General features: G+C 46.4%; 17 protein-coding genes. 9 read left to right on the plus strand and 8 right to left on the minus strand.

Translation table 11 applies throughout. The features are described 5' to 3' along the window. Positions 1 to 98: 98 nt before the first annotated feature. Positions 99 to 6,167 carry an SNF2-related protein gene (locus tag SRRS_RS08025; RefSeq protein WP_371367813.1) on the minus strand — a complete coding sequence of 2,023 codons (6,069 nt, stop codon included), beginning with the start codon at positions 6,165 to 6,167 and terminating at the stop codon, positions 99 to 101. Between the two features lie 144 nt (positions 6,168 to 6,311). Here SRRS_RS08025 and SRRS_RS08030 point away from each other — a divergent pair, with 144 nt between their 5' ends. Together SRRS_RS08030 and SRRS_RS08035 are read left to right on the plus strand one after the other, a co-directional pair. Beyond that, on the plus strand, positions 6,312 to 6,641 hold the full coding sequence (locus tag SRRS_RS08030; protein ID WP_371367814.1) for a type II toxin-antitoxin system Phd/YefM family antitoxin: 330 nt from the start codon (positions 6,312 to 6,314) through the stop codon (positions 6,639 to 6,641). Beyond that, positions 6,604 to 6,972, plus strand: a complete 369-nt coding sequence (locus tag SRRS_RS08035; protein WP_371367816.1) for a type II toxin-antitoxin system RelE/ParE family toxin — start codon at positions 6,604 to 6,606, stop codon at positions 6,970 to 6,972. Before SRRS_RS08030 ends, SRRS_RS08035 begins: the two co-directional genes overlap by 38 nt. Before the next feature lie 127 nt (positions 6,973 to 7,099). On the opposite strand, the gene SRRS_RS08040 is transcribed toward SRRS_RS08035, so the two are convergent. The 7 genes from SRRS_RS08040 to SRRS_RS08070 all read right to left on the minus strand — a co-directional run bounded on the left by SRRS_RS08040 (position 7,100) and on the right by SRRS_RS08070 (position 11,062). Further along, positions 7,100 to 7,342, minus strand: coding sequence for a hypothetical protein (locus SRRS_RS08040; protein WP_371367818.1), 243 nt, complete (start codon positions 7,340 to 7,342; stop codon positions 7,100 to 7,102). A gap of 14 nt (positions 7,343 to 7,356) precedes the next feature. Then, positions 7,357 to 8,871, minus strand: coding sequence for a PcfJ domain-containing protein (locus SRRS_RS08045; protein WP_371367819.1), 1,515 nt, complete (start codon positions 8,869 to 8,871; stop codon positions 7,357 to 7,359). A gap of 3 nt (positions 8,872 to 8,874) precedes the next feature. Further along, positions 8,875 to 9,309 (minus strand): hypothetical protein, encoded by a 435-nt coding sequence (locus tag SRRS_RS08050; RefSeq protein WP_371367821.1) that lies wholly within the window; start codon positions 9,307 to 9,309, stop codon positions 8,875 to 8,877. A gap of 186 nt (positions 9,310 to 9,495) precedes the next feature. Beyond that, a complete protein-coding gene (locus SRRS_RS08055) occupies positions 9,496 to 9,696 on the minus strand; it encodes a hypothetical protein (RefSeq protein WP_371367823.1) in 201 nt (66 codons plus the stop codon). Then, complete coding sequence (locus tag SRRS_RS08060; RefSeq protein WP_371367825.1) at positions 9,693 to 10,196, minus strand: hypothetical protein; 504 nt, start codon at positions 10,194 to 10,196, stop codon at positions 9,693 to 9,695. The genes SRRS_RS08055 and SRRS_RS08060 overlap by 4 nt, the downstream gene beginning before the upstream one ends. 131 nt (positions 10,197 to 10,327) lie before the next feature. Further along, positions 10,328 to 10,573 (minus strand): hypothetical protein, encoded by a 246-nt coding sequence (locus SRRS_RS08065; protein ID WP_371367827.1) that lies wholly within the window; start codon positions 10,571 to 10,573, stop codon positions 10,328 to 10,330. 141 nt (positions 10,574 to 10,714) lie between these two features. Then, a complete protein-coding gene (locus SRRS_RS08070; RefSeq protein ID WP_371367828.1) occupies positions 10,715 to 11,062 on the minus strand; it encodes a single-stranded DNA-binding protein in 348 nt (115 codons plus the stop codon). Between the two features lie 249 nt (positions 11,063 to 11,311). Here SRRS_RS08070 and SRRS_RS08075 point away from each other — a divergent pair, with 249 nt between their 5' ends. The 7 genes from SRRS_RS08075 to SRRS_RS08105 all read left to right on the plus strand — a co-directional run bounded on the left by SRRS_RS08075 (position 11,312) and on the right by SRRS_RS08105 (position 19,637). Next, complete coding sequence (locus SRRS_RS08075) at positions 11,312 to 12,193, plus strand: hypothetical protein (RefSeq protein ID WP_371367830.1); 882 nt, start codon at positions 11,312 to 11,314, stop codon at positions 12,191 to 12,193. After that, a complete protein-coding gene (locus SRRS_RS08080; protein ID WP_371367832.1) occupies positions 12,193 to 12,378 on the plus strand; it encodes a hypothetical protein in 186 nt (61 codons plus the stop codon). The genes SRRS_RS08075 and SRRS_RS08080 overlap by 1 nt, the downstream gene beginning before the upstream one ends. A 60-nt stretch (positions 12,379 to 12,438) precedes the next feature. Further along, positions 12,439 to 13,242 carry a hypothetical protein gene (locus SRRS_RS08085; protein WP_371367833.1) on the plus strand — a complete coding sequence of 268 codons (804 nt, stop codon included), beginning with the start codon at positions 12,439 to 12,441 and terminating at the stop codon, positions 13,240 to 13,242. Further along, complete coding sequence (locus tag SRRS_RS08090) at positions 13,239 to 14,789, plus strand: type IV secretion system protein (RefSeq protein ID WP_371367835.1); 1,551 nt, start codon at positions 13,239 to 13,241, stop codon at positions 14,787 to 14,789. The genes SRRS_RS08085 and SRRS_RS08090 overlap by 4 nt, the downstream gene beginning before the upstream one ends. Next, entirely contained in the window at positions 14,782 to 16,578 is a 1,797-nt protein-coding gene (locus SRRS_RS08095) for a peptidoglycan DD-metalloendopeptidase family protein (RefSeq protein WP_371367836.1), read from the plus strand. Before SRRS_RS08090 ends, SRRS_RS08095 begins: the two co-directional genes overlap by 8 nt. A gap of 16 nt (positions 16,579 to 16,594) precedes the next feature. After that, positions 16,595 to 17,452: a hypothetical protein gene (locus SRRS_RS08100; RefSeq protein ID WP_371367838.1), complete on the plus strand. Its 858-nt coding sequence runs from the start codon at positions 16,595 to 16,597 to the stop codon at positions 17,450 to 17,452. A gap of 103 nt (positions 17,453 to 17,555) precedes the next feature. Next, entirely contained in the window at positions 17,556 to 19,637 is a 2,082-nt protein-coding gene (locus SRRS_RS08105; protein WP_371367840.1) for a hypothetical protein, read from the plus strand. The last annotated feature ends 336 nt before the right edge of the window (positions 19,638 to 19,973 follow it).

Raw genomic sequence — 19,973 nt, forward strand, 5'->3', positions numbered from 1 at the left:
TTGACGCTCAAGAAAATGAAAAGGGACTGGAAAGGAAAATAATCCTTTACCAGTCCTTCTTGTTGCGGTTGTCATGCATGAATAGAAACTTTATTTAGCTATGCAATGTGTTTTTCGAGTTGGTCTGCTGCTTCAGGGGATGAATTGTCCTGCGATTCTGTACTTAATAATGCATTGAGTTCTATCAGCCGGGCCTCTTTTTCTCTTAGTTCCTGTTCTTCCGCAAACGGTTTTTCGAGTTCTTTCTGCGCAGCGGCAATTTGTGTATGGATGCTTTGTAATTTATCCTGGGTTTCAGATAGTTTTTTAGAGATGTCCATTAATAAATTATCCATGCGGGTAAAATTGCCGGTTGCGCTGGAGCCCATCGTGCATTCGTGCGTACGGTTTCCTTTTAATTGAATGATAAAAGCACTGTCAAAAGTGTCATAACGCACGGCAAAAAGAAAACCCCTATATTTTCCAATAATGGTTGGTTCGCAATCGGTTTTTTCCCGGCAAATATCAATCAGCTTTTCACCGGCCGTATTTTTGTCCGTATAGAATTTGTCCAATATTTCTATGCCGATAAACGTATCTTTTACAATCGGGTGCTGCTTTTCCGTCTGTAGATCTTCTTGTAAGGCAGCAATAGTATCCTCCGTGTTTTTAAGCTGCGCCGGATAGCTTTTTATAAGTTTATCTTCCAGCCGATAGCGTTTAGACCGGTCATCTGCCGCTAAAAGCCGCAGACGAGCCACTTCAATATCCAGATTCATCTTTTCTTTAATCAACGGATTGCCTGCGCATAGCGCCTTGATTTCCGCATAGGAAAGCACTTCATCATCCACATCCTCACAAGACCGGACAGGCGCTTTGCTGGTCATGATTTGTGAAATGAATTTTTGCTTGTTTTCAATCGTCTGATATAAATAACTGTCAAAGGTAGCTTCTGTCACATAGCGGAAAATATAGACCGTCTTATTGTTATTTCCCTGCCGTACAATGCGTCCGGCGCGCTGCTCCAAATCCCCGGGCCTCCACGGGCAATCCAGATCATGTATGGCAATTAACCGGTCCTGCACGTTCGTGCCGGCGCCCATCTTCTGCGTGCTGCCAAACAGAATGCGTACTTTGCCTGCCCGGACTTTCGCGAAAAGGTCTTTTTTCTTTTGGTCTGTTTCCGCTTCGTGGATAAAGGCAATTTGTTCGCGGGGAATACCCAGGCAAATGAGTTTTTCTCGCATATCGCCGTAGATATTAAAACTGCCGTCTGCTTTCGGAGTCGATAGGTCGCAGAACACTAACTGCGTTAATCTTTGCGGTTTGCCGTCATTCCAGAATTTCAGGATGTTCTGTACGCATTGATTGACTTTGCTATCGGCATCATCAGGCAGAACAGGATTAATAAGCCTCTGGTCAAGCCCCAGTTTTCTGCCGTCACCAGTGATTTTAAGCATATTGTCTTCATTGGGTTTGACCATTTTTTTATGAACCCGTTCGGCGCGTTTGGATAAAGATTCTACCATGTCTTTTTGATAGTCTGTCGGTTTGGCGACAATGGTTTCATAAACGCTTTCCGGCACAGGCAATTTCAGCATATCAGCGGTCTGGATATCGGCTGCCTCCCGAAATACATTCATTAATTCCGGCAAATTAAAGAAGCGGGCAAACCGGGTCCGGGCGCGATAGCCTTTTCCTTCCGGAGCCAATTCAATAGCTGTAACTGTTTCGCCAAAGGTTGCCGCCCAGGAATCAAAATGGCTTAAGCCCAGTTCTTCCAGGCGTTTATATAAAAGATAGCGCTTCATGGTATACAGCTCGGTCATGGAGTTGGATACCGGTGTGCCTGTTGCAAATACAATGCCTTTGTTATGGGTGATTTCATCAATATACTGGCATTTAGCGAACATGTCCGAAGATTTTTGCGCGTCAGTCGTGGAAAGGCCGGCTACATTGCGCATTTTTGTATAGATGAAAAGATTCTTGTACGAATGCGCCTCATCGACAAATAACCGGTCTACGCCCAACTGTTCAAAGGTTACGATATCATCCTTGCGTTCGGTTTTGAGTAATGTTTCCAAACGGAATTCCAGTTGCTTTCGAGTTTTTTCCATCTGTTTAATGGTAAAGGATTCGCCATATTCTCTTTTTAAGTCTTCCAAACTCTCGGTAATATCGTCGATTTGTTTTTCAATCATCGCTTCCCGGCGTTCCTGGGAAATTGGAATTTTTTCAAATTGCGAGTGTCCGATGATAATCGCATCATAGGTGCCGGTAGCAATTTTAGAACAAAACCGTTTTCGATGGGATTTTTCAAAGTCTTTTTTACGTGTAACCAGTAAGTTAGCAGCTGGATACAGCCGTAAAAATTCGATGGCCCATTGTTCTACCAAATGGTTAGGGACAACGATAATCGATTTTGTGCAAAGCCCTAACCGTTTGGATTCCATCGCCGCTGCCGCCATCGTAAAGGTTTTACCGGCACCGACTTTGTGTGCCAGCAGGACATTATTGCCATATAAGATATGGGCTATTGCATCTTTTTGATGCTTGCGGAGCGAAATGGATGGATTCATTCCCGGAAAATTCAGGTGGCTGCCGTCATAAACGCGCGGTCGTGTTGAATTAAACCGTTCATTATACAAGGAAACCAGTGTCTGGCGCCGTTCGACATCGGCAAAAATCCAGTCCCGGAAAGCGCGTTTGATGGCTTCCTGTTTTTGTGTTGCCAGTGTGGTTTCCTGCTGATTAAAAACCCGTTGCTCCTGGCGATGCTCGATAACCGTGTCGTAGATCCGGATGTCTCTTAAATTTAAGGACTCTTCCAAGAGCTGATAGGCATTTATGCGTTTCGTGCCATAAGTGGTATAGGCGGCGACGTCATCGCTAGATACTTGCAGCTTGGCGGAGATATTCCACACGGAAGTATAGGCGGAATATTCTACTTGCATGTGTTGCCGGAGATTGTTTGGGGTTTGAAAAACTTCAAACATAAATTCTTGAATATACTTTGTATCAATCCATACTGCGCCCAGGCGGACGTCGATTTCTGCGGCCGTGAGCAGTTTTGGCTGTACGTGTTTTAAGGCTTCCACGTGGATTTCATAGGACGGGTCCTTTTTTGCCAGTTGTTCGGCAAAGAAAAGCTTTGTACGGACATTTCCGGAAAGGTACTCATCTGCCGTCTGCCAGGTTTCCCGCTCAGGGTCGAAAAAAAGTGTTTCCTTTAAGGTATCGGTAATTGCTTTATAACTTTCTTCATTTGGCTCTTTGCCAAGCAGGGCTGCCATGAAAGGAAGATCGGCTCTGCCTTTTTCATTCATGGATACAGTGAGGGCTTCACCGGCAGTTTCAACTTGTGTCACAGGTTGATGCGGAGCGATTGTCCGTTTGGTAAAAATATCTGCCTTTCGTTCCAAGTTGCCGTCTTCATCCAGAATTTCAAGAGAGCAGAGCAAATAATACGAAGAATCTTCTGCAAAGGCATGTTTATTGGCGCGGCTGTTAATTAAGCCGTAGGTGTGGACAAACGCGTCATAGCGCTGGGTTAATATCGCTTGTTTGGATTGAATCAAAGCCGTATCCAGTGAATGCATTTGCGCAAATAAAAGATCGTACACAACATCCCGCAAGGTAATGAGCGCAGCAATCCGTCGATAGGTTCCGTCAGAGACTTCCAGTAGAATAAGCTCCTGATTTTCACAGTAATACAGGTGTTTATCCTTTAGCACATAGGAGAAATTCCGAATTTCATCCGGTGCTTTCAGCGTTTTAAGGTCAGTTTCTTCTTCATAATTAAATAAGTCGGCAGGAGTGGCTGCTTTGTGCAGCGCTGGAGATACAGCCATTTCTTTTTTGGGGGAAGGCATATTGATATCTGGTGCAGCTGCATCTGTTTCGTCCGGCGTTTCCGGCTCACTGGGGGCTGCTGCAAAGTTAAATTCAAATAAGGAAGGGATCTGAGGCTCAAGAGTAACGCCAGATGGTTTGTCATGTAGTATGGAGGAAGGTTGATTCAAATTTTGGTTGCTTTCACTTCGGGGAGAATCGGTTGGCCAGCTTTCCATGATACCGGACAAAAGCGAAGTCAGTTTTTCTTTATTTGGCACGCAGGTGCTGCCGCCTGAAAAACGGTTGCCGCTCTTGGTGAGTGTGCCTAGAATATGGTCAGGATGTTCAAGAAAATAGCGGTTTATCACAATACTGTCCGCAGTTTCACCAAGTTCCAGCCAATTCGGCACAGGAGGGATCGCTGTTTTTCTAAAAAATAAAATATCCATTGCCACATTTGTGCCAGCTTGCAGAAAAGCAGTATCCGGTAGCCGGAGAGCGGCTATCAAATGTGCACGCTTCGCTAAATATTCACGGAATGCAGAGTCTTGTTTATCCAGTAAGAATTTACTGGTGATGAGTGCCAGTAGCGCACCCTCTTTTAGTACATCCAGGGATTTTGCAAAAAAGTATTCATGAATGGACAGCTTTTTCTTGTAATTCTGGTCATAAACAGTAAAATTCCCGAAGGGGACATTTCCGATCACCAAGTCGAAAGTGTCACTCGGGAATTTTGTTTTTTCAAAGCCAATGCTTTGAAGTGTTGCGTGGGGATATAATTGCTTTGCAATACGTGCCGTGAGATCATCAATTTCCATACCGTAAAAGGAACAACTTTTTGCTAAGGCTTCCGGCAGCGCACCGATAAAATTGCCAATTCCGCACGACGGCTCCAGAATGTTACCGCCTTGAAAGCCCAAACGGCCAACCCCTTCGTACATCGCCTGGATAATCGGCAATGGCGTGTAAAACGCGGTTAAGGTTGAGGCGCGTGCTGAACGGTATTCTTTTTCGGTCAATAGCTCATGCACTTCCTGATATTCTTTTTGCCAGGTCAGATTGTTTGGCGCGAAAACCTGAGAAAGTCCGCCCCAGCCGGCATACCCGGCTAGAATTTCTTGTTCCGGCGCTGTTGCCTGACCATTCGCTGCTTCCAGCTGCTTTAAAAGCGTTAAGGCATTGAATGTGCGCTGATATCGGGCTTTTGCGCCCGCGGGATAGCTTTTTACTGTTAAATGATAATTTCTTCCGGCATCGGATGGCGGGAGAAGTGGTGTTACCAATGCCTCTTCTTCCAGCGGCAATGGCTGAGGGGGATCAATTTGATCGTTTGGCGCTTGCGAAGTTGTTTTCGTTTCAGCAGGCAGCGTTTCTTTTTTTGTCACAACATGAAGTTTTGCAGGTTGTGATAAAACCGGCTGCAACGGTTGCGGTGTTTTAATGGCATTCTCGATAGAGCGTAACAGATTCGCTGTACAACGACTGACATACTCTGCGATACAAAAGATGCTTTCCATAGTTGAAAAAACGGGCAGCAGTGTTTCATATTCGTCCAGTGATACGGCTAGTTCTTTGTGGCAGCGGGAGAGTATGGCATAGCAGGTACTATCAACGATAAATCTCCGCAGAGTGCTTTCCAGTTTGTTTTTATTGCCTGGTGTAATAAAACTGGTCGGCAGGCTGGCGAGTATATTATTTTTGTCAGCTGCGTTAGCAACCAGTCGTGTGATGATATCTGAAATCAGCGGCAAAAAGTCCGTTTCAGCACTTTTATATAAGTTTTTCAGCGCCTGACAAACCAAATGTTCTCCAGTTTCCTCCAGGGTCCAGAGCAGGACCGGCGGAGCTGCGGCATCTTTCTGGTAGGTATCGTTAAGTTCAAAAACATACTTGATTTTTTGCCAGCGTCCGTTTTGGCAGAATAAAGCAATTCCTTTTGCACCGCGTTTAATTCGTCGTTGAAAGCAGCGGTTCCAGAGTTCCAATTCAGCGCAAGCCTGGGCCTCTGGGCGCTGTGCATGGATCATGAGTTGGTCAGTATATGGGTATTTATACATTCTTCCGACTGTCGCCAAAAAGGCTTTCCAAGCTGCTATATCTGATGTAATTTGTTTTAATACCAAAGTTTCCAATTCTTGATGCGTTTTCGCCAATTGAGCCATTTCTTTATCCATCCTTTCTATATTCGTGTGGTGGTTTATGCGTGAAAAAAACCATTCGTCATAGCCCAAAGCAAGGGCGTGAGGCGTAAGCGTACCCTTGCTTTGGGCTATGACGAATGGTAAAGTGAGCGCTAAACCAACACCGCGAATGATGGTGACAATTCTGTCTATGCCTTCTAAACCGACGCTCATTACACGATATATAATTTGGTACTAACGCTAACACATAGTTTATAATCAAGATATATTTGATTATAAAATGATTTTATATTGATTTTATATTGATTATCTGGGTATAATATAGAGAGAAATCTCATGTAAAGAGGTGCAAAGAATATGAAAGCTATAATTCGTCCAATGACAGATTTGGCAAAAAAAATGGACGAAATTGAACATTTTTGTATTACAGAAAGCTTGCCTGTATATATCACGAAAAAAGGCACTGGCAGGCTGGTTGTCCTTGGTCACGAACACTATGAAACCCTAATGTCCGAAATTGAAAAGTTTAAAGAAGAAAATCAATTGTATAAATCTCTTATTCAAGCGGCAAGCGAGAGCCGTAGAGGTGAAAGTCAGGATGTTAATGATGTCCTGGACGAATTAGACGCTGAATTAAGGGAGAGGGAAAATGACGACAGGCAAACAGAACGAAAAGTATCAGGTTAAAATCGTACCTACGGCTAAGAAAGACCTTCGGGATGCAGCTATGTATATAGCTCAAGATAGTCCTGCTAATGCCAGAAAATTTGTCGCAGACGTAAGGACTAGAATAACTGATGTTTTAGTGAACAGTCCCAATATATGTTTACCGCCTAGAGCGTATCCTTTTTTAGCTGAACAAGGATACTTCCGATTTTCCGTACACACCAACTATTCAGCTCTATGGGTCTGGAATGGGTCAGTGATCGAGATACATCGTATTTTACACAACAAGAGAAATTGGACGCTTATTATGGGTGGCTCTGAAGGTATAGAAGAAGCAGACCCCTCCGAGTGAATTCGGAAGGGTCTGCTTCTTCTAGAATTTCTGCTTCACCAGTTTTTTATCCATGCTACTATACTGATGGAGAGCAGGGCTCAATTTGACATGGGGTTAAACAATGAATGTCAATTTTTTTTGCTTGTTATGCCGGTTTACTGGCATATTTCATCCCTGTTTTTTCCTTGCGCCTGCGGACAGCCATCGCGTATTTATGGTTTTCCAGAATGTGTTGGTCGATTTCTTCCCGGGAATATTCAAGCAGTGAGCCATAGTAGCGAATTAATTGACGGTGTTTTTGTGTTAAATACCGATTTCGTGCATAAATGGAAGCGCGATATAAGAGCGTATGAAAAGCAAAGTCGATTTCCGACGTTTCTTTTTTCAAGGTAAAACCCTCCTTTAGACAGCGCGTTTTTGCCGCTTTTTCGTGAAGCAGAAATGCTTAAACTCATCTAAAAAAGCATAGATTTCATCTGTGGGAACACAATTTTTAAATCCCCGGCATTGCAGGATTCTGCCGTTTTGGATTTCCATCGTGTAGTAAGCAACAGACGGTTCTGCCGTTTTCCGTAAAAAGACAATATCTGTTAACCCGTTGGCATAACGGTCGATATAACCACCGACGCAGTGACGCAGGTGGTAACCTTCGCCAATAAGATCACTCGATGTTCTGGGAATAACGATACAAAAGTCAGCAGAGGCATATTGATATTTCTCCACCAGTTTGGGATACCGTTCGGTGAGTTTTTTATCAAGCTGCCGGTTCGCTTTTTGCTTGATTCGCAGTTGATTTTGCAGATGGTTTTCCGCCAGCTTGTTTGGATATAAGATGTCTTTGCGGGACAAATCATAGCCAAGCTGCTTGCATTCCCGTAGATAGTCGGGATAATCGCGAAAAAAATACGCGGTTAATTCACCGCGTTTTTCCAGACGTTTTTGGTAAGTAAGAAGTTTATCAAAGGAAACCGTTTCACGTAACTTATTGAGGGCATCGACTTCTGTGAGCCAGCCATAGCCATGCAGGTCCGGCAAAAGAATCGGGCAGCCGCTTTTTCTAAGTGCAATCCAGTTGGCCAGTGTTACTCCAGATAAATTCTTTTTATCGATATACTGAAACTCTTGTTTCGATGGCTGAAAGCCTAGCACTTTTCGTAAGGATTTTCCCCGCCAATTTAGCAGTCCTTTGGTAACCGGGTATCTTTCCAGATAGGACTGTATAAATGCGCTGAGGCCGCATTTGCTGAGATATTCCACCTGCGGGTATTTAGCAAACTGCTTAATATAAAGCAAAATTTTTTCATCCATCTCGGTGTATTTTTCCCAGGCGCTGTACTGAAACGGCGTCTGGCGTATTGCACGCGCGAGGCTGTCCAAGTTGGCGGAAATTTTGCCACGCCAGTGCTGATAAAAATCACCGGCAGGATTTTTAATATATATGCTCTTGGTTAAGTTGTGACTTCCGGTGTAGGGGTAAACATACATCATTTTGCCGCCTTCACCGGAGAAAACATAATAGCAGGAGGGGGAATATTCCATTGTTTCCGGTTTGCCGTCTAAGAAACGATAGACATAGAACGTCTGGCAAGTAACCATCTGTTTGTTTTTGACAGACCGTGCGAAATGGTACACATAGGCAACGTCAGCAATACCTTTTATGCCGCGCCAGACATGTTTTACCGTGACTTCATGCCGGCAGCGCGGGCAGGTCGTTTCCGTATTGTGGGACATTGACGAACGGTCATTGAGGGGGATGTCTTTTTGGCAGAACGAACAATACCCTGTTGCATCGCTTTTCTCGCGGATAAATAGATATTGGTGCTCAAATGAATTTTTTCTTACGAATTCCTGCAAGTTTTTCGTAACAGGGTCTTTGCGAAAATGAGCTAGTATTTGGTCGGTAGTCTGCGGCAGCATGGCTTATACCTCCCCAAACAGGCTGATTTGGTCAGTAGGCTTGCTTGCCGCTGGCAGAGGCATCAGCTTGTCTTTCTTAGTAGCGGGAATTAACCGTTGTTTGGCTGCCGCAGGAATTGTTTGTTTGATTTTTTCATCCGGATCAAAATCAAAGGGATCTCCCCAAAAGCCGTAAAATCTGCCGATAATATCCTGGGCTTCATCAGGCGCGATGCATACGCACGAAGCACTTCCGCGATTTTTTTGTGCAATATGCCGCATGGTTTTATATGCGTGCTCCAGCGTATGTTTCTCTTCCAATACCTTTTCCGCATAGCTTTCATCTTCGTTAAATAACATGCGGACAATCTGATTAATCGCGCCAAGGTAGCCGCGGTCCTCAGTTGCCTTATCCAGCTCCGTGTCCAATTTATGAATGGCCTGTTCCATTATGTCCATATCCTTACCTCCCGATATTTTTTCAATAGAATAACTACCGATAGGACAAACCGGTAGTTTTACGTTTCACAAGAAAAAACAGCACTTGACGTCATTTTTGCGTCAAGTGCTGTTGTGCGTATAGCGCTCAAATTGGGATTTCTTTCGTAGCCAGCGGAGTGTTCCGGGTGAATGCCTGATTTCCTTCTACATTAACCAAATCACTTTCACGGTAAAATTGTCTGTTTCGTAACTGTCTCCAACGCTTGCAACTTCTGACCAGCTAGACACTTCGATTGCTACTCTTTCATCATTCATGATTTTATATATCAAATCAAACACCATACTGCTGGTGGATACCGTGGTAGTTATATTCGTTTCTTCTTGCCTTATTTTAAAGCCAATCATTCCAATTCTCCCTTAGGTAAACCGGGTGTTGTCCCGCTTGCATTAGCGGTTCGGCATCCATATTCACGTTCAAATGCGGCATGGGCTGCGATATGAGCCTGCCTGAGTTCGTTGATAGCTACAGCCAACCATACGGCGCGTGGAATTTTGCTTCCATCTTTAACTTTTTGGTCCGCAATGGCTTGAGCTTGTTTAATGATTCTATACTCGTCAAAGTCGGCATGCATTTCTTCTTCCGTGTCATAATTGCCATAAGTGGCCATATCAAAACTGCCATAATGTGTGGCAATAATGAAATGCCCATTGGTTTCAACGATATAATGGTCATCTTCATGGTCTAGGTGGTATTGGTGACAGGGGATGTGAGCCAGGCTTGCACTGATTTCGTGGCTTTGTACAGCATGGTCAATGTATTTCTCAATGTCATTTTCTCCCACCATACCGGACAATTTAGTAATTCCCTTGCTCTTTAAAGTTTCTAACGCTTCTATGAGTGTCATTGTTTATCACTCGCTTTCTTTAGCTTGAAAAAGTACGAACTTCGGTCATTCTCTCGGACAACAGCTTTCAACCTTCCAGTTGCATGAATATCGGCCGGTTCTGGCTGATTTGCACTGGTCAGGGATTTTACCTAGCAAAGCTGAATTTCAAATACCAGATGGCCCCGGTCATCCAGACGGGCGCAATTGACCCACCTTGCCATCCTGCCGTTATGCATGTCCGCCATGATATCTTTTTTTCTGCGGCCCTTATACCGGTATTGCCGTGTTTGACCGTCCGGGAAATACAGTTCCAACAACACGCCGAAGCCTTGCGTTCTGCCTTTGTTGTCGATCACTTTTTGCACCTCGCCAATGACTTTGAATGCAATTGCCATCGTAATAACCTCCTTTATTTACGCCAGAATAGATATTTTAATAGAATCACTACCGGCAAGATAGCCGGTATTTTTACGTTTTTAATAAAAAGCATCGCTTGACGTCAGTTTTTGCGTCAAGCGATGCTAGGCGAAGTATTTTCAAAATGGAATTTCTTCCGAAATGGGGGTAGAGTGGCTGGAAGTCTGTGGCTTCGCGCCAAAGGTAAAGGTCGGTACGATAACCTGCGTATAATAACGCGTTTGACCTTCCCGTGTTGTGTACTTGCCGGTGTCAATGCGACCGGTAACGCCAATTTGCTGGCCTTTCGTTACATAGTTTCCAATGGTTTCGGCAGTTTTTCCGAACGATACGCATTGAATGAAATCCGCTTCTTTTTTGTTCATTTTGGGAACGGCAAGACGATATTTGGCAACTGCCTTTCCTTCCTTGCTGTAGAATATTTCCGGCTCCTGTGCGAGTCTTCCCACTAAACTTACTTGATTCATTTTTCATTTCCCCTTCACATTATAATTTTCCCCAAAACACTGTCGTGTGCTTTTTGCGCGAATAAAAGGCCCACCGGTGCTGTGACTGACAAGGGCGCGGCAGCGTGCACTTCACCCTTGTCAGGCGCAGTGCCGGTGGGCAATATGAGTAGCGAAAAAGCACACGGCAGGTTGCCGGAAACGGGTATGATTCCTCTGCCATATCTTTGTTACAGTTAATTTGTAAATCAATCGACAGGAGGGATGATCATGCATGTAGTGGAGTTGAACCAAATTGCAAGGGATATTTTCTTTCAGATGTATGCGGCTTGTTTTCATATTGATTTCGATTCGGAAATGGAGCCATACATCCTTAATTCTGAGGAAACAAGAGCGCTTATTGACTTTGAGGAGTTACGTGCGTATGAAGGTGAGGCAAAAATCAGGAGGATGAAAGAAAAGGCAGCAGCCTGGAGAAAAGAGGAGCGGGCGCGGTATGCATATGAACTCTATGCCAACGCCTGCAACGATATCGAACTAGCCTTTGCCGCCAAAGAATATGGAATCTTAGTGCCGGAAGAATACCTGCGCGGCCTTTTTGAATTGGCCGAAGCCGAACGCCTGGAAGAACAAGCCGGTGCAGTTGGTTGCTCTTTGGAGAATTTTACAGAACTATGGACTGCTTTTGGCAAAACAAAGGATTTTACCGCTGCGGAAAAACAGCAATTGTCGGATGCGCAGGAAAAGAAAATACCTCTGGCTGCACTGGTTATGCAACAAGAGGCGGAGCGGGATTTTGTTATTGGCACACAGGCGGCAGAGGCTTCTTACGGTAAAGGGTATCTGGTTTACCGGGAGGGGGTATTAAACAGTGCGGCAGAACAGGCGACTATAAAAAGCGATGCTTACTATTTAAAAGTATTCGAAACCTTGCATGGCAAGTTAAGTCAGGAAGAACAGGAAGAAGACAAGAACGCGGCAGTTGATCTGACGTTGCCGCTGCACCGGGACATCTATATTGATCTCATGCAGCAGGAACTGCAGGATGAAGAGCGTGTTTTGACCACGCTGGCTAAAAAGTACGAAAAACCTTCGGAAGCCTACTTTGCTGCCATCGGTAGATATGCAAAGGAAAAGGAGCGGGTTGCGTAATGGAAAAAGGAGCATTGCGGGTCGCCAAGGTACAGGGGATTTATTTTATTTATCCACCGCATCTGAGTTTAAATCAAGAGGAGTTCCTGGCAGTGGTACTGGTGAAGGCAAGGGGCTACCGAACCGGCCTATTGTGTAGAAAAAAATGGGGATTCGTTTTCCTTTATACCGGAAAATGCCGCTGAAACGCCGGAGTGGTGGTCAAATTGACCACCATTTTTATAAATGAGAGGGAGGGATGTTCGATGAAAAGGTCCATACAGCACGTACTGGTTATTGGCGCGGTTTTGGTGGGAACCGGTGCGGCCGCACTGGTGGCAAGTCTTCCGGCCAATGCCGCGGTCGCGGTCGTCGACTTAAAAAATATTGCCATCAATACGAAAACCGCAGTGAATACCGAGTTGACGTCGCTGAACTTGATTAAGCAACTGGCGCTTGATTTGCTTAATATCAAAGGGCTTGACAGCGGTGCTTTAGGTCAATACAGCGATGAAATTGCCAGCCGGCAAAAGAGTCTGGAAGAAAAAATGAAGGTTTTTCAGGGAATTATGGGGCAGGAGTTAGAGGGAATTTGGGATGAAAAAGGTGGGCGCATCGAGGATATTTTAGGACAATCCTTTGATGTCGCCACCTATCTGAACGTATCCGGCTCCTCGTATAAGGCGCTAGAAAATACATTTCGCGATACGCTTCAGTTAGCGAAAACCGCGCAAAAAATCAACAGCGATACGACTGTACTGCAGAAAGCCCTGAAAAATTCAGCCGAAGCCGAAGGGCAGAAACAGGCGCAGCAGGCGGGAACGGAGGTAGCAGCCGTGAATGCCGCCTCGCAGATGCAGGAAACGCAGCTGATTGCCCAACAGACCGGGATGATAGCCGAAAACTATCTAAAGGAAAACCAGGAAAAAGCGGCAGCCAAGGCTATCTTGGAATTGTCGGCTGCGAATACGCACCGGACGGTACAAAATGCCATTGTCAAACAACCAAAAAATCCGCAGGAGGTTTTCAATAAAATTTATCCGGACTGGCTGGCACAGGAGTACGAATGAGGACGAGGGCGATTTTTTTGGCAAAGCCCTTTGTTATTCTCGCAGCCTTGCTCTTCTTGCTGCTTCCCAGTATGAGTACCGTTTCTGCGGCAGCGTCTTCGCTTCCATGGGATACTGTGTTGACGCACCTTATCGGCGAAGTCAGCGTGTCCGGAGGGACTTTTTCTATTGACACCAGCAACGCCGAATTGACCGGCAGTGTGGCCCGTATCATTTGTACCGTGGCCATTGCCACAACCGGGCTGTTGCTGATGTTCGGGGAAGTCGGCGGCATGGCGCGGACCACCTTAAACACGATACTGGGAACGAGTATGGTCCTGTTGGTTGGCAGTTGGCTAAACAGTGCTTTTTTTCAAGTCACTGATCCGGCAATTGTCTCCGGCGGGGTTAGCCCTCCGGTTATTGAAACACACCGCACGGCAGGAGAGGGAACCGATTTTCTAAGCTCAATGATGCGCTATTACATTTCTGTTTGCCACAGCGGAGCCGCAGCTTTGTTTCCGGCAGCTTTTAAATTGTTGATTTTCCTGGCTGTGCTCGATTTTTCCTGGACGCCCATGTTTCGCTTAAATGAAGTCGGACCGAAATATCTGCTGTCCAAAGCGATAAAGTACGGAATTTTCATGTGGATATTAAGCAATTGGACCGAGGGCATGGCTCTGGCGACAAAAATATTTACCTCCTTTGAGCGGGCAGGACAGCTGGTATCAGGCAGTTCCCTGCCGCTCCAGCCGGATTCGATCTGGAGTAATGGCCTGGAAATCCTGGACGCTTCCTGGCAGGGAATCAAAACGCTAAGTTGGTCAAATATCGGCGGTGTTTTAGCCAGTCTTGTTATTTTGATCGTCACACTGGCTGCGGTCATTTTTACCGCCATTGCCCTGTTTATGTGCCGGGTGGAATTTTGGACGATTGTAACGCTTGCTACGGTATTAATTCCGTTCGGTGTCTGGGATAAGTCCAAATTTCTTTTTGAGAAAGCAACTGGCGCGGTCTTTAATTTAGGGATCAAAATGGCCGCCATTTCCTTTGTGGCGACGGTCATTCAACCGACATTACTGTCGCTGGCCGAACCGTTAAAGGATGGCAATACGACCGGGGGCTTGGGTGATTTGGCAGCGGCAGCAGAAGTGATGTTCGGCGGCATTGTGCTTGCTTGTATGGTGATGCAGCTGCCCAAGGTAATTGCCGGGCTGATGAACGGACAGCCATCCCTTGGTTCTGGGGATATTTTCGAACCGGTGAAAACGGCGGTCGCAGCAGCCGTAGCCGCAAAAACGATGGGCATGTCGCAGGTGGCGAAAATGGAGATCGCCCGACAAATGGCAGGCGGCAGCGGCGCGTCCTGGGGTCAGATACTCAGGCAGAGAGCGCAGAATGCCTGGAAGACGACGGGACCGTTTGCCGCGGCAAGGCGGCAGTACCGGGCCGTAAAAAACGACAAAGCGGATCGTATGCATCGCTCCGGGCTGACCTGGGGCAGCGGACGCTATGCACAGCCTTATGATTATGAACGTCCGCCGCTTGCTGTGGATACCCATGATTAAAGGTGCCTTTGCCAGGAAGCTTTTACGCAGTTTCCTTTTGCTGGCATTCCTTTTTGCAGTCCCGTGCTTTGCTTATGCCAATCTATCGATGCAGTACCCAGTGGCGGCACCGAAAACGAGTGATTTCGGCTGGCGTCTGCATCCGGTTTACGGGACACCGCGCCTGCATGCCGGTGTCGATTTGGGAACGACGGAAGGCTCGGCAGTTCATGCGGCTGCCGCCGGCACCGTCGAATATAGCGGTTGGATCTCCGGCTACGGCTACTATATCTTGATCAATCACGGCCAGGACGACAGCGGCAGAACTCTCCGTACCGGCTATGCCCATTTGAGCAGCCTTGCCGGGAGCTTTGCCGGAAAACAAGTGGAACAAGGTGAATTGATTGCCTATTCTGGCTCTACGGGAACGGTATCGGGGGATTGCCTGCATTTTGAGGTGCGGGTAGGAAATAGTACCGGCTACGGCGGACTGACCGGTGAGGTTGTCAACCCGGAGGATTATTTGGGCGGTTTGCCAGCGTCCGGCGGTTCCGAGGGCGATGCGGAAGAACTGTTTGTTCCGGTTGACTTCTCCATTTTTTATGATTTCGCGCTGCCGCTAAGGGATATGGTCGAAAAAATGGCGGCTGCCTGCATACAGGGACTGAAACTGTTGCAGCAAGAAATGCTGACGCTGTTTATTTGCCTTATTACGATGGATTTAGCGTTGGCCTTTCTCTGGAGTATGTTCCGGCAGGAAAGCGCGCAGGGCATGTTCGAGTTCTTGCTGCATAAATCGGTATTCTATGGGATGTTGCTCTTCTTTTTGCAGAACTGGGGCACCCTTGTCGATTTGGTAAAGCAATATTTTGTCAGCTCTGCAGCGCTGATGTTCCAAAAAGATATGGAAACGGCGCTGGAGGCTGTTTCCGATCCAACGGCGGTGATTCAACAGGGGATGCAATTGACGGCGCCTTACTTTAATTACATTGAAAGCTTTCACAGTCCGATTGCGATTTTTTTCAATAAGGGCCTCATTGCGATCGTGTTTCTATTAGGCATTCTGACGGTGGCGATCTTTCTGTTTATGGGCATCCAAATTATGCTGGCCTATATGGAATTTTATCTCATGGGCGTATGCAGCGTAGTTAGTGTCACACTCGCCGGTTTCCGGTATACGTCAGACCTGCCGCTTGCCAATTTCGGTATTAACGGGCTTTTTGCGTCAGCCATCAAGCTCATGTGGATGACCTTCTTTGCGATGTTCCTGTCGCTCATGGTGCAGATTATTCCACAGGACGGGCTAATAACCAATCATACCGGGACACAGGATATGACGCTTGACCGGTTTATGGAAGTCATTGGTGATATTGAATCTGGCGGCGATTACGCAGAGCCGGCGAATGCCTACGGCGCGAGAGGGAAATATCAAATTTTAGAGTCGAACTGGGATGCGTGGTGTGAAGAGGCCGGACTGCCGGCAGGTTCTGACTGGACGCCAGCCAATCAGGACCGTGTTGCCCGCTATAAGATGCTTGCGTATTATGAGAGCTATGGAGACTGGCGGGAAGTCGCCATCGCCTGGAACGCAGGTGCAGCCTGGGTTGGAAGTTCGGTACTGCCCGAAGAAACGGTCAATTACCTGGAAAAACTGGAAGAAAAGGGCGGCGGAAGCAGTGCGACTTTTGACATTGTGCTGGCGGTTGAACGCTTCTTCTTCGTATTGCTTACGGCCATCATTGGCAGCCGTGTAAGCGGAGTCATTCTGCGTACCTTTTCCGGCGAGGGATTTCGCTGGCGCAGTACGTAAACAGAGGAGGAATAGAATGAAAGTACATGTACGGATTCGACAAATCGGGGTACTGGGCATACTTGCCGGTAGTTTAGCCCTGCTCTCTACTAACGCTTTGGCCTGGAGCATACCGGGTGTAACCCGTCCGTATGATCCACCGGCCTATTATAGCCCAACCGATATTTCCTGGCGGGATTCCAAACCTTCCATCTTTACCATGCTGGACCTGGCACGGCAGGGGGGCATGGTGCATGACTATACAGAAGAGAAACAGGATACTCATAAGGAACTCAAAACGACGATTGAGCAGTTAAGACGACTTGACGAGCTTTGGAAAGAAATAAAAAACCTGACGCCCGCGGTGTGGGACGGCTTTTGGCAGTTCCTAGCCGAGACGCAGGTATCCCAAAAAGACCAAGCCGTTTTTGCCCGGGCGGAGGATGAAACTGCCCTGCTTTTCATTACCGATAGTAACGGCAGCGACCTAAATAAGTCGGAAGAGAATAAACTGCGTTATCTCGATTCGATGTATCGCAGCATCCTTGCCTACAACCAAGAGAGCAGCCAGAGCTATACGGCGCGCACAGACATGTTAGCAAAGAGTTTGGCTATTTCGGCCTCCGCCGAAGGTCAATTGGCAGCACTCCAGGCGCAGGCAGGCTTGGAAGGGAGGCAGGCGACGGAAAATTTGCAACGCAATCGTTTGATTGGCTTGCAAAATGCATTACTTGCTGTCCGGGAACAGTCCAAAATTGATGAAACAATGCGGGTTCAAGCCCAAAACCGCCGTAATCTTCACATGCAGTTTGCCTCACCGTATGGGCAAAGTGCAAGCGATAAAGCGGTATTTACGAAACCGAAAGCGCCGGGTATGCCGGATTTTTCAGAATAACGCCTTAGGGTACCCTTTTTTGCAGGAAAAGGGTGTGCCAGGCGGAGTGATTCATGGTAGCGTAAAACTAAACGGATGATAATCACCGAAAGGAGCGGGTAAAATGGCAGATATGGAAATTCGTGCGTTTGAAGCGTATGATACGAGGGAAAAGGGAAAACCCTGGGCGGCCAAGGTGCTTGACAGCGGAAAACTGGATTTTAATATTCCTTTTACTTATAGCGGAAATACGGAAAATGGCGATGCAGGCGTACTGTATATTAAAGAAGCGGAACCGGGCAGAATCTATGCAACCGGGCAGAAAAACTATCAGACGCGGGAAAGTAATATCGAATATATGAATTATAACGGGCAAAATTTTGACGCGGTGGAAAAAGACATGATTGTGGAAATGAAGGACCGCTATTATGCGGCTTTGCCCACGGAACGGGCAAGTAAGGTGCAGGACAATATAGAGCAGCAGATGGAACGGTATAAAAAATATAATGAAATCGTTGTGGTAAAGGAATTTGGCGCCTATTCAACGGAAAAGTTGGGAAAACCATGGGTTTGTGAATTTACGAAGGATGGCATTGAACTGAATGCGGCTGGCAACCCGGAAGCAAAAGTCGTTGGACGTGTGGTTGGCCAGGCAGGAGAGTTTCAGCAGGCTTTTGTTGTGAATCCCGGCCCTGAGCAGGTGTTTGTCGTTGGGCAAAAGGATTTGCAGATGAATAAACATCATTTGCATTTTTACCGCGTGGAAAATGGTAAAGCCGTTGAGATGAGTAGGCAGGAGGCTGAAAATAGCGTTGGCTATGAGCGTAAATTCCGTCCCTTTGAAGTGGAGGATAAAGGGAAAGTCGTTTTGGATATGCCAAAGGGCTATGATCCCGAACGGTATCAAATGTGGGTTGCAAAAGAGATTGTGGAAAATGGCAAACGTACCTGCAAAAGCGGTGAACAGGAGGGCCATTTTTACGGCAGTTATTCTGGTGGCCGTGAGGGGAAGCCGGGGCAGTTTTATATCAACCAGCCGGAAGAAAACGGAATTTATGTGATATGGAAAAAGGATATAGCGGAAAATCAAACGGAAATGGCAGCGCGCATGAAATACACAAACGGCCAAATGCACGAACAGCCTATTTTGCAGCTTGCCAGGGAGAAAGTCGTATTAAAGGAGATGCCGGGGTTTGATGAAGAGCGGCTGGCCAATCCGTCGGTAGCTCTTGTGCGCCAGGATGGTAGTTTTTCTTTTATGAACGGCACGAATGCCTATGGACACCTGCAACGGGTGGGCGGTTATACCGGACGCAACGGTTTAGGAGAACCGGGTTCTTTGTTTGTTTATGAACCGAAGGAGGATATGGTATTCGCAGTTGTGCAGGAGAACTATCAGACGCTTAAAACCCAGGTTTCTTATTATCAGTATCAAAAAGGCAATTTCATTGAAGTTGACCGCGAAACAGCGAAAGAGCTTGCAACCGCGCAGCCGCAAGTGGAAAGCACTGTGAAGCAGCCGGAAAAGGAACTGGAAGAAATCGTGGAAAAGATAAAAAATGGCCAGATTGCCTCGGACGAAAAGGCACAGATTAAAGAACGCCTTAAAGAGATTCAGGCGGAAATGAAAAAGGAGGAAAAAGAAATCGACAGGAGCCTGGCCGGCGCAAGGGGAAAAGGTAAAACGTTCGTTATTGCCTCCATCGCGGCGTATGACACAAAAGAATTTAAACTTCCCTATATCATGCTGCAAAATGAAAAGGACCGCATGAGCTTTGTTCAAGATAAAAAGATTGCCGAATTCAAAGGTTCGGCAAAGGAAGGCGGGCAGATTATTTTGCATGATGCAAAAGACGGAACCGTAGTTGCTTATGGGCAGGCCCGTACCGATGGAACGAAAACACAGAGCCGGTATGCCTTGGTCTTAGACGGTAAGGTTCAAGAAATTTCGCAGGCGCAGTATCGGGCGTATAAGAAAGATCCTACAAGCCTTATAAAACCTAAAGAACAGGAATACACATCCCTTCTGCAGGCGGCAGAAAGCCTGCAGGCAAAGGGAATTGCGGGCGCGATGCTGGAGAAAAACCTAGCTGTGTTGGATTTTCCGGAATTTAAGGGGAAAAGTGTGATTGAAAAGGCGAAGGCCATTCAAGAAGCCGTACAGGTACGTGAAAGAACAAAAGAACCGCATAGTTTGGCAAGATAAGGTGAGCCTTGGGATAGACGAAATGGAGCAAAGAAAGAGAATATTGCTCCCGGCCTGTAAAACGTACCGGAGGCATCTAGTTTGCCGAAGCTATTATACTTCCGCCTTTTCTGCAATCTTCAAATTTTCCAATAGAAAATCATACAACTTTCTTCGGATGATCTAAGCACGTTGAGTGCACAGTTCTGCTGAAAAGAAAACACATCCCTTCAAGCCAGGCGCTGACTGGTTTCAAGGGATGTGGGGAAATGTGGTATATGTTTCCTTAGATGTAATACACCATATTTTTCTTGATAAATGTCAAGATAACGCATCAATGATGCCTCCCAAGTGAGC

The sequence above is a fragment of the Sporomusa rhizae genome, assembly GCF_041428845.1.
Classification (GTDB): domain Bacteria; phylum Bacillota; class Negativicutes; order Sporomusales; family Sporomusaceae; genus Sporomusa; species Sporomusa rhizae.

Coding starts and splice junctions, on each gene's coding strand:
- SRRS_RS08025 (WP_371367813.1), bottom strand. CDS start 6,167: ATGAGCGTCGGTTTAGAAGGCATAGACAGAATTGTCACCATCATTCGC.
- SRRS_RS08030 (WP_371367814.1), top strand. CDS start 6,312: ATGAAAGCTATAATTCGTCCAATGACAGATTTGGCAAAAAAAATGGAC.
- SRRS_RS08035 (WP_371367816.1), top strand. CDS start 6,604: ATGACGACAGGCAAACAGAACGAAAAGTATCAGGTTAAAATCGTACCT.
- SRRS_RS08045 (WP_371367819.1), bottom strand. CDS start 8,871: ATGCTGCCGCAGACTACCGACCAAATACTAGCTCATTTTCGCAAAGAC.
- SRRS_RS08050 (WP_371367821.1), bottom strand. CDS start 9,309: ATGGACATAATGGAACAGGCCATTCATAAATTGGACACGGAGCTGGAT.
- SRRS_RS08055 (WP_371367823.1), bottom strand. CDS start 9,696: ATGATTGGCTTTAAAATAAGGCAAGAAGAAACGAATATAACTACCACG.
- SRRS_RS08060 (WP_371367825.1), bottom strand. CDS start 10,196: ATGACACTCATAGAAGCGTTAGAAACTTTAAAGAGCAAGGGAATTACT.
- SRRS_RS08065 (WP_371367827.1), bottom strand. CDS start 10,573: ATGGCAATTGCATTCAAAGTCATTGGCGAGGTGCAAAAAGTGATCGAC.
- SRRS_RS08070 (WP_371367828.1), bottom strand. CDS start 11,062: ATGAATCAAGTAAGTTTAGTGGGAAGACTCGCACAGGAGCCGGAAATA.
- SRRS_RS08075 (WP_371367830.1), top strand. CDS start 11,312: ATGCATGTAGTGGAGTTGAACCAAATTGCAAGGGATATTTTCTTTCAG.
- SRRS_RS08080 (WP_371367832.1), top strand. CDS start 12,193: ATGGAAAAAGGAGCATTGCGGGTCGCCAAGGTACAGGGGATTTATTTT.
- SRRS_RS08085 (WP_371367833.1), top strand. CDS start 12,439: ATGAAAAGGTCCATACAGCACGTACTGGTTATTGGCGCGGTTTTGGTG.
- SRRS_RS08090 (WP_371367835.1), top strand. CDS start 13,239: ATGAGGACGAGGGCGATTTTTTTGGCAAAGCCCTTTGTTATTCTCGCA.
- SRRS_RS08095 (WP_371367836.1), top strand. CDS start 14,782: ATGATTAAAGGTGCCTTTGCCAGGAAGCTTTTACGCAGTTTCCTTTTG.
- SRRS_RS08100 (WP_371367838.1), top strand. CDS start 16,595: ATGAAAGTACATGTACGGATTCGACAAATCGGGGTACTGGGCATACTT.
- SRRS_RS08105 (WP_371367840.1), top strand. CDS start 17,556: ATGGCAGATATGGAAATTCGTGCGTTTGAAGCGTATGATACGAGGGAA.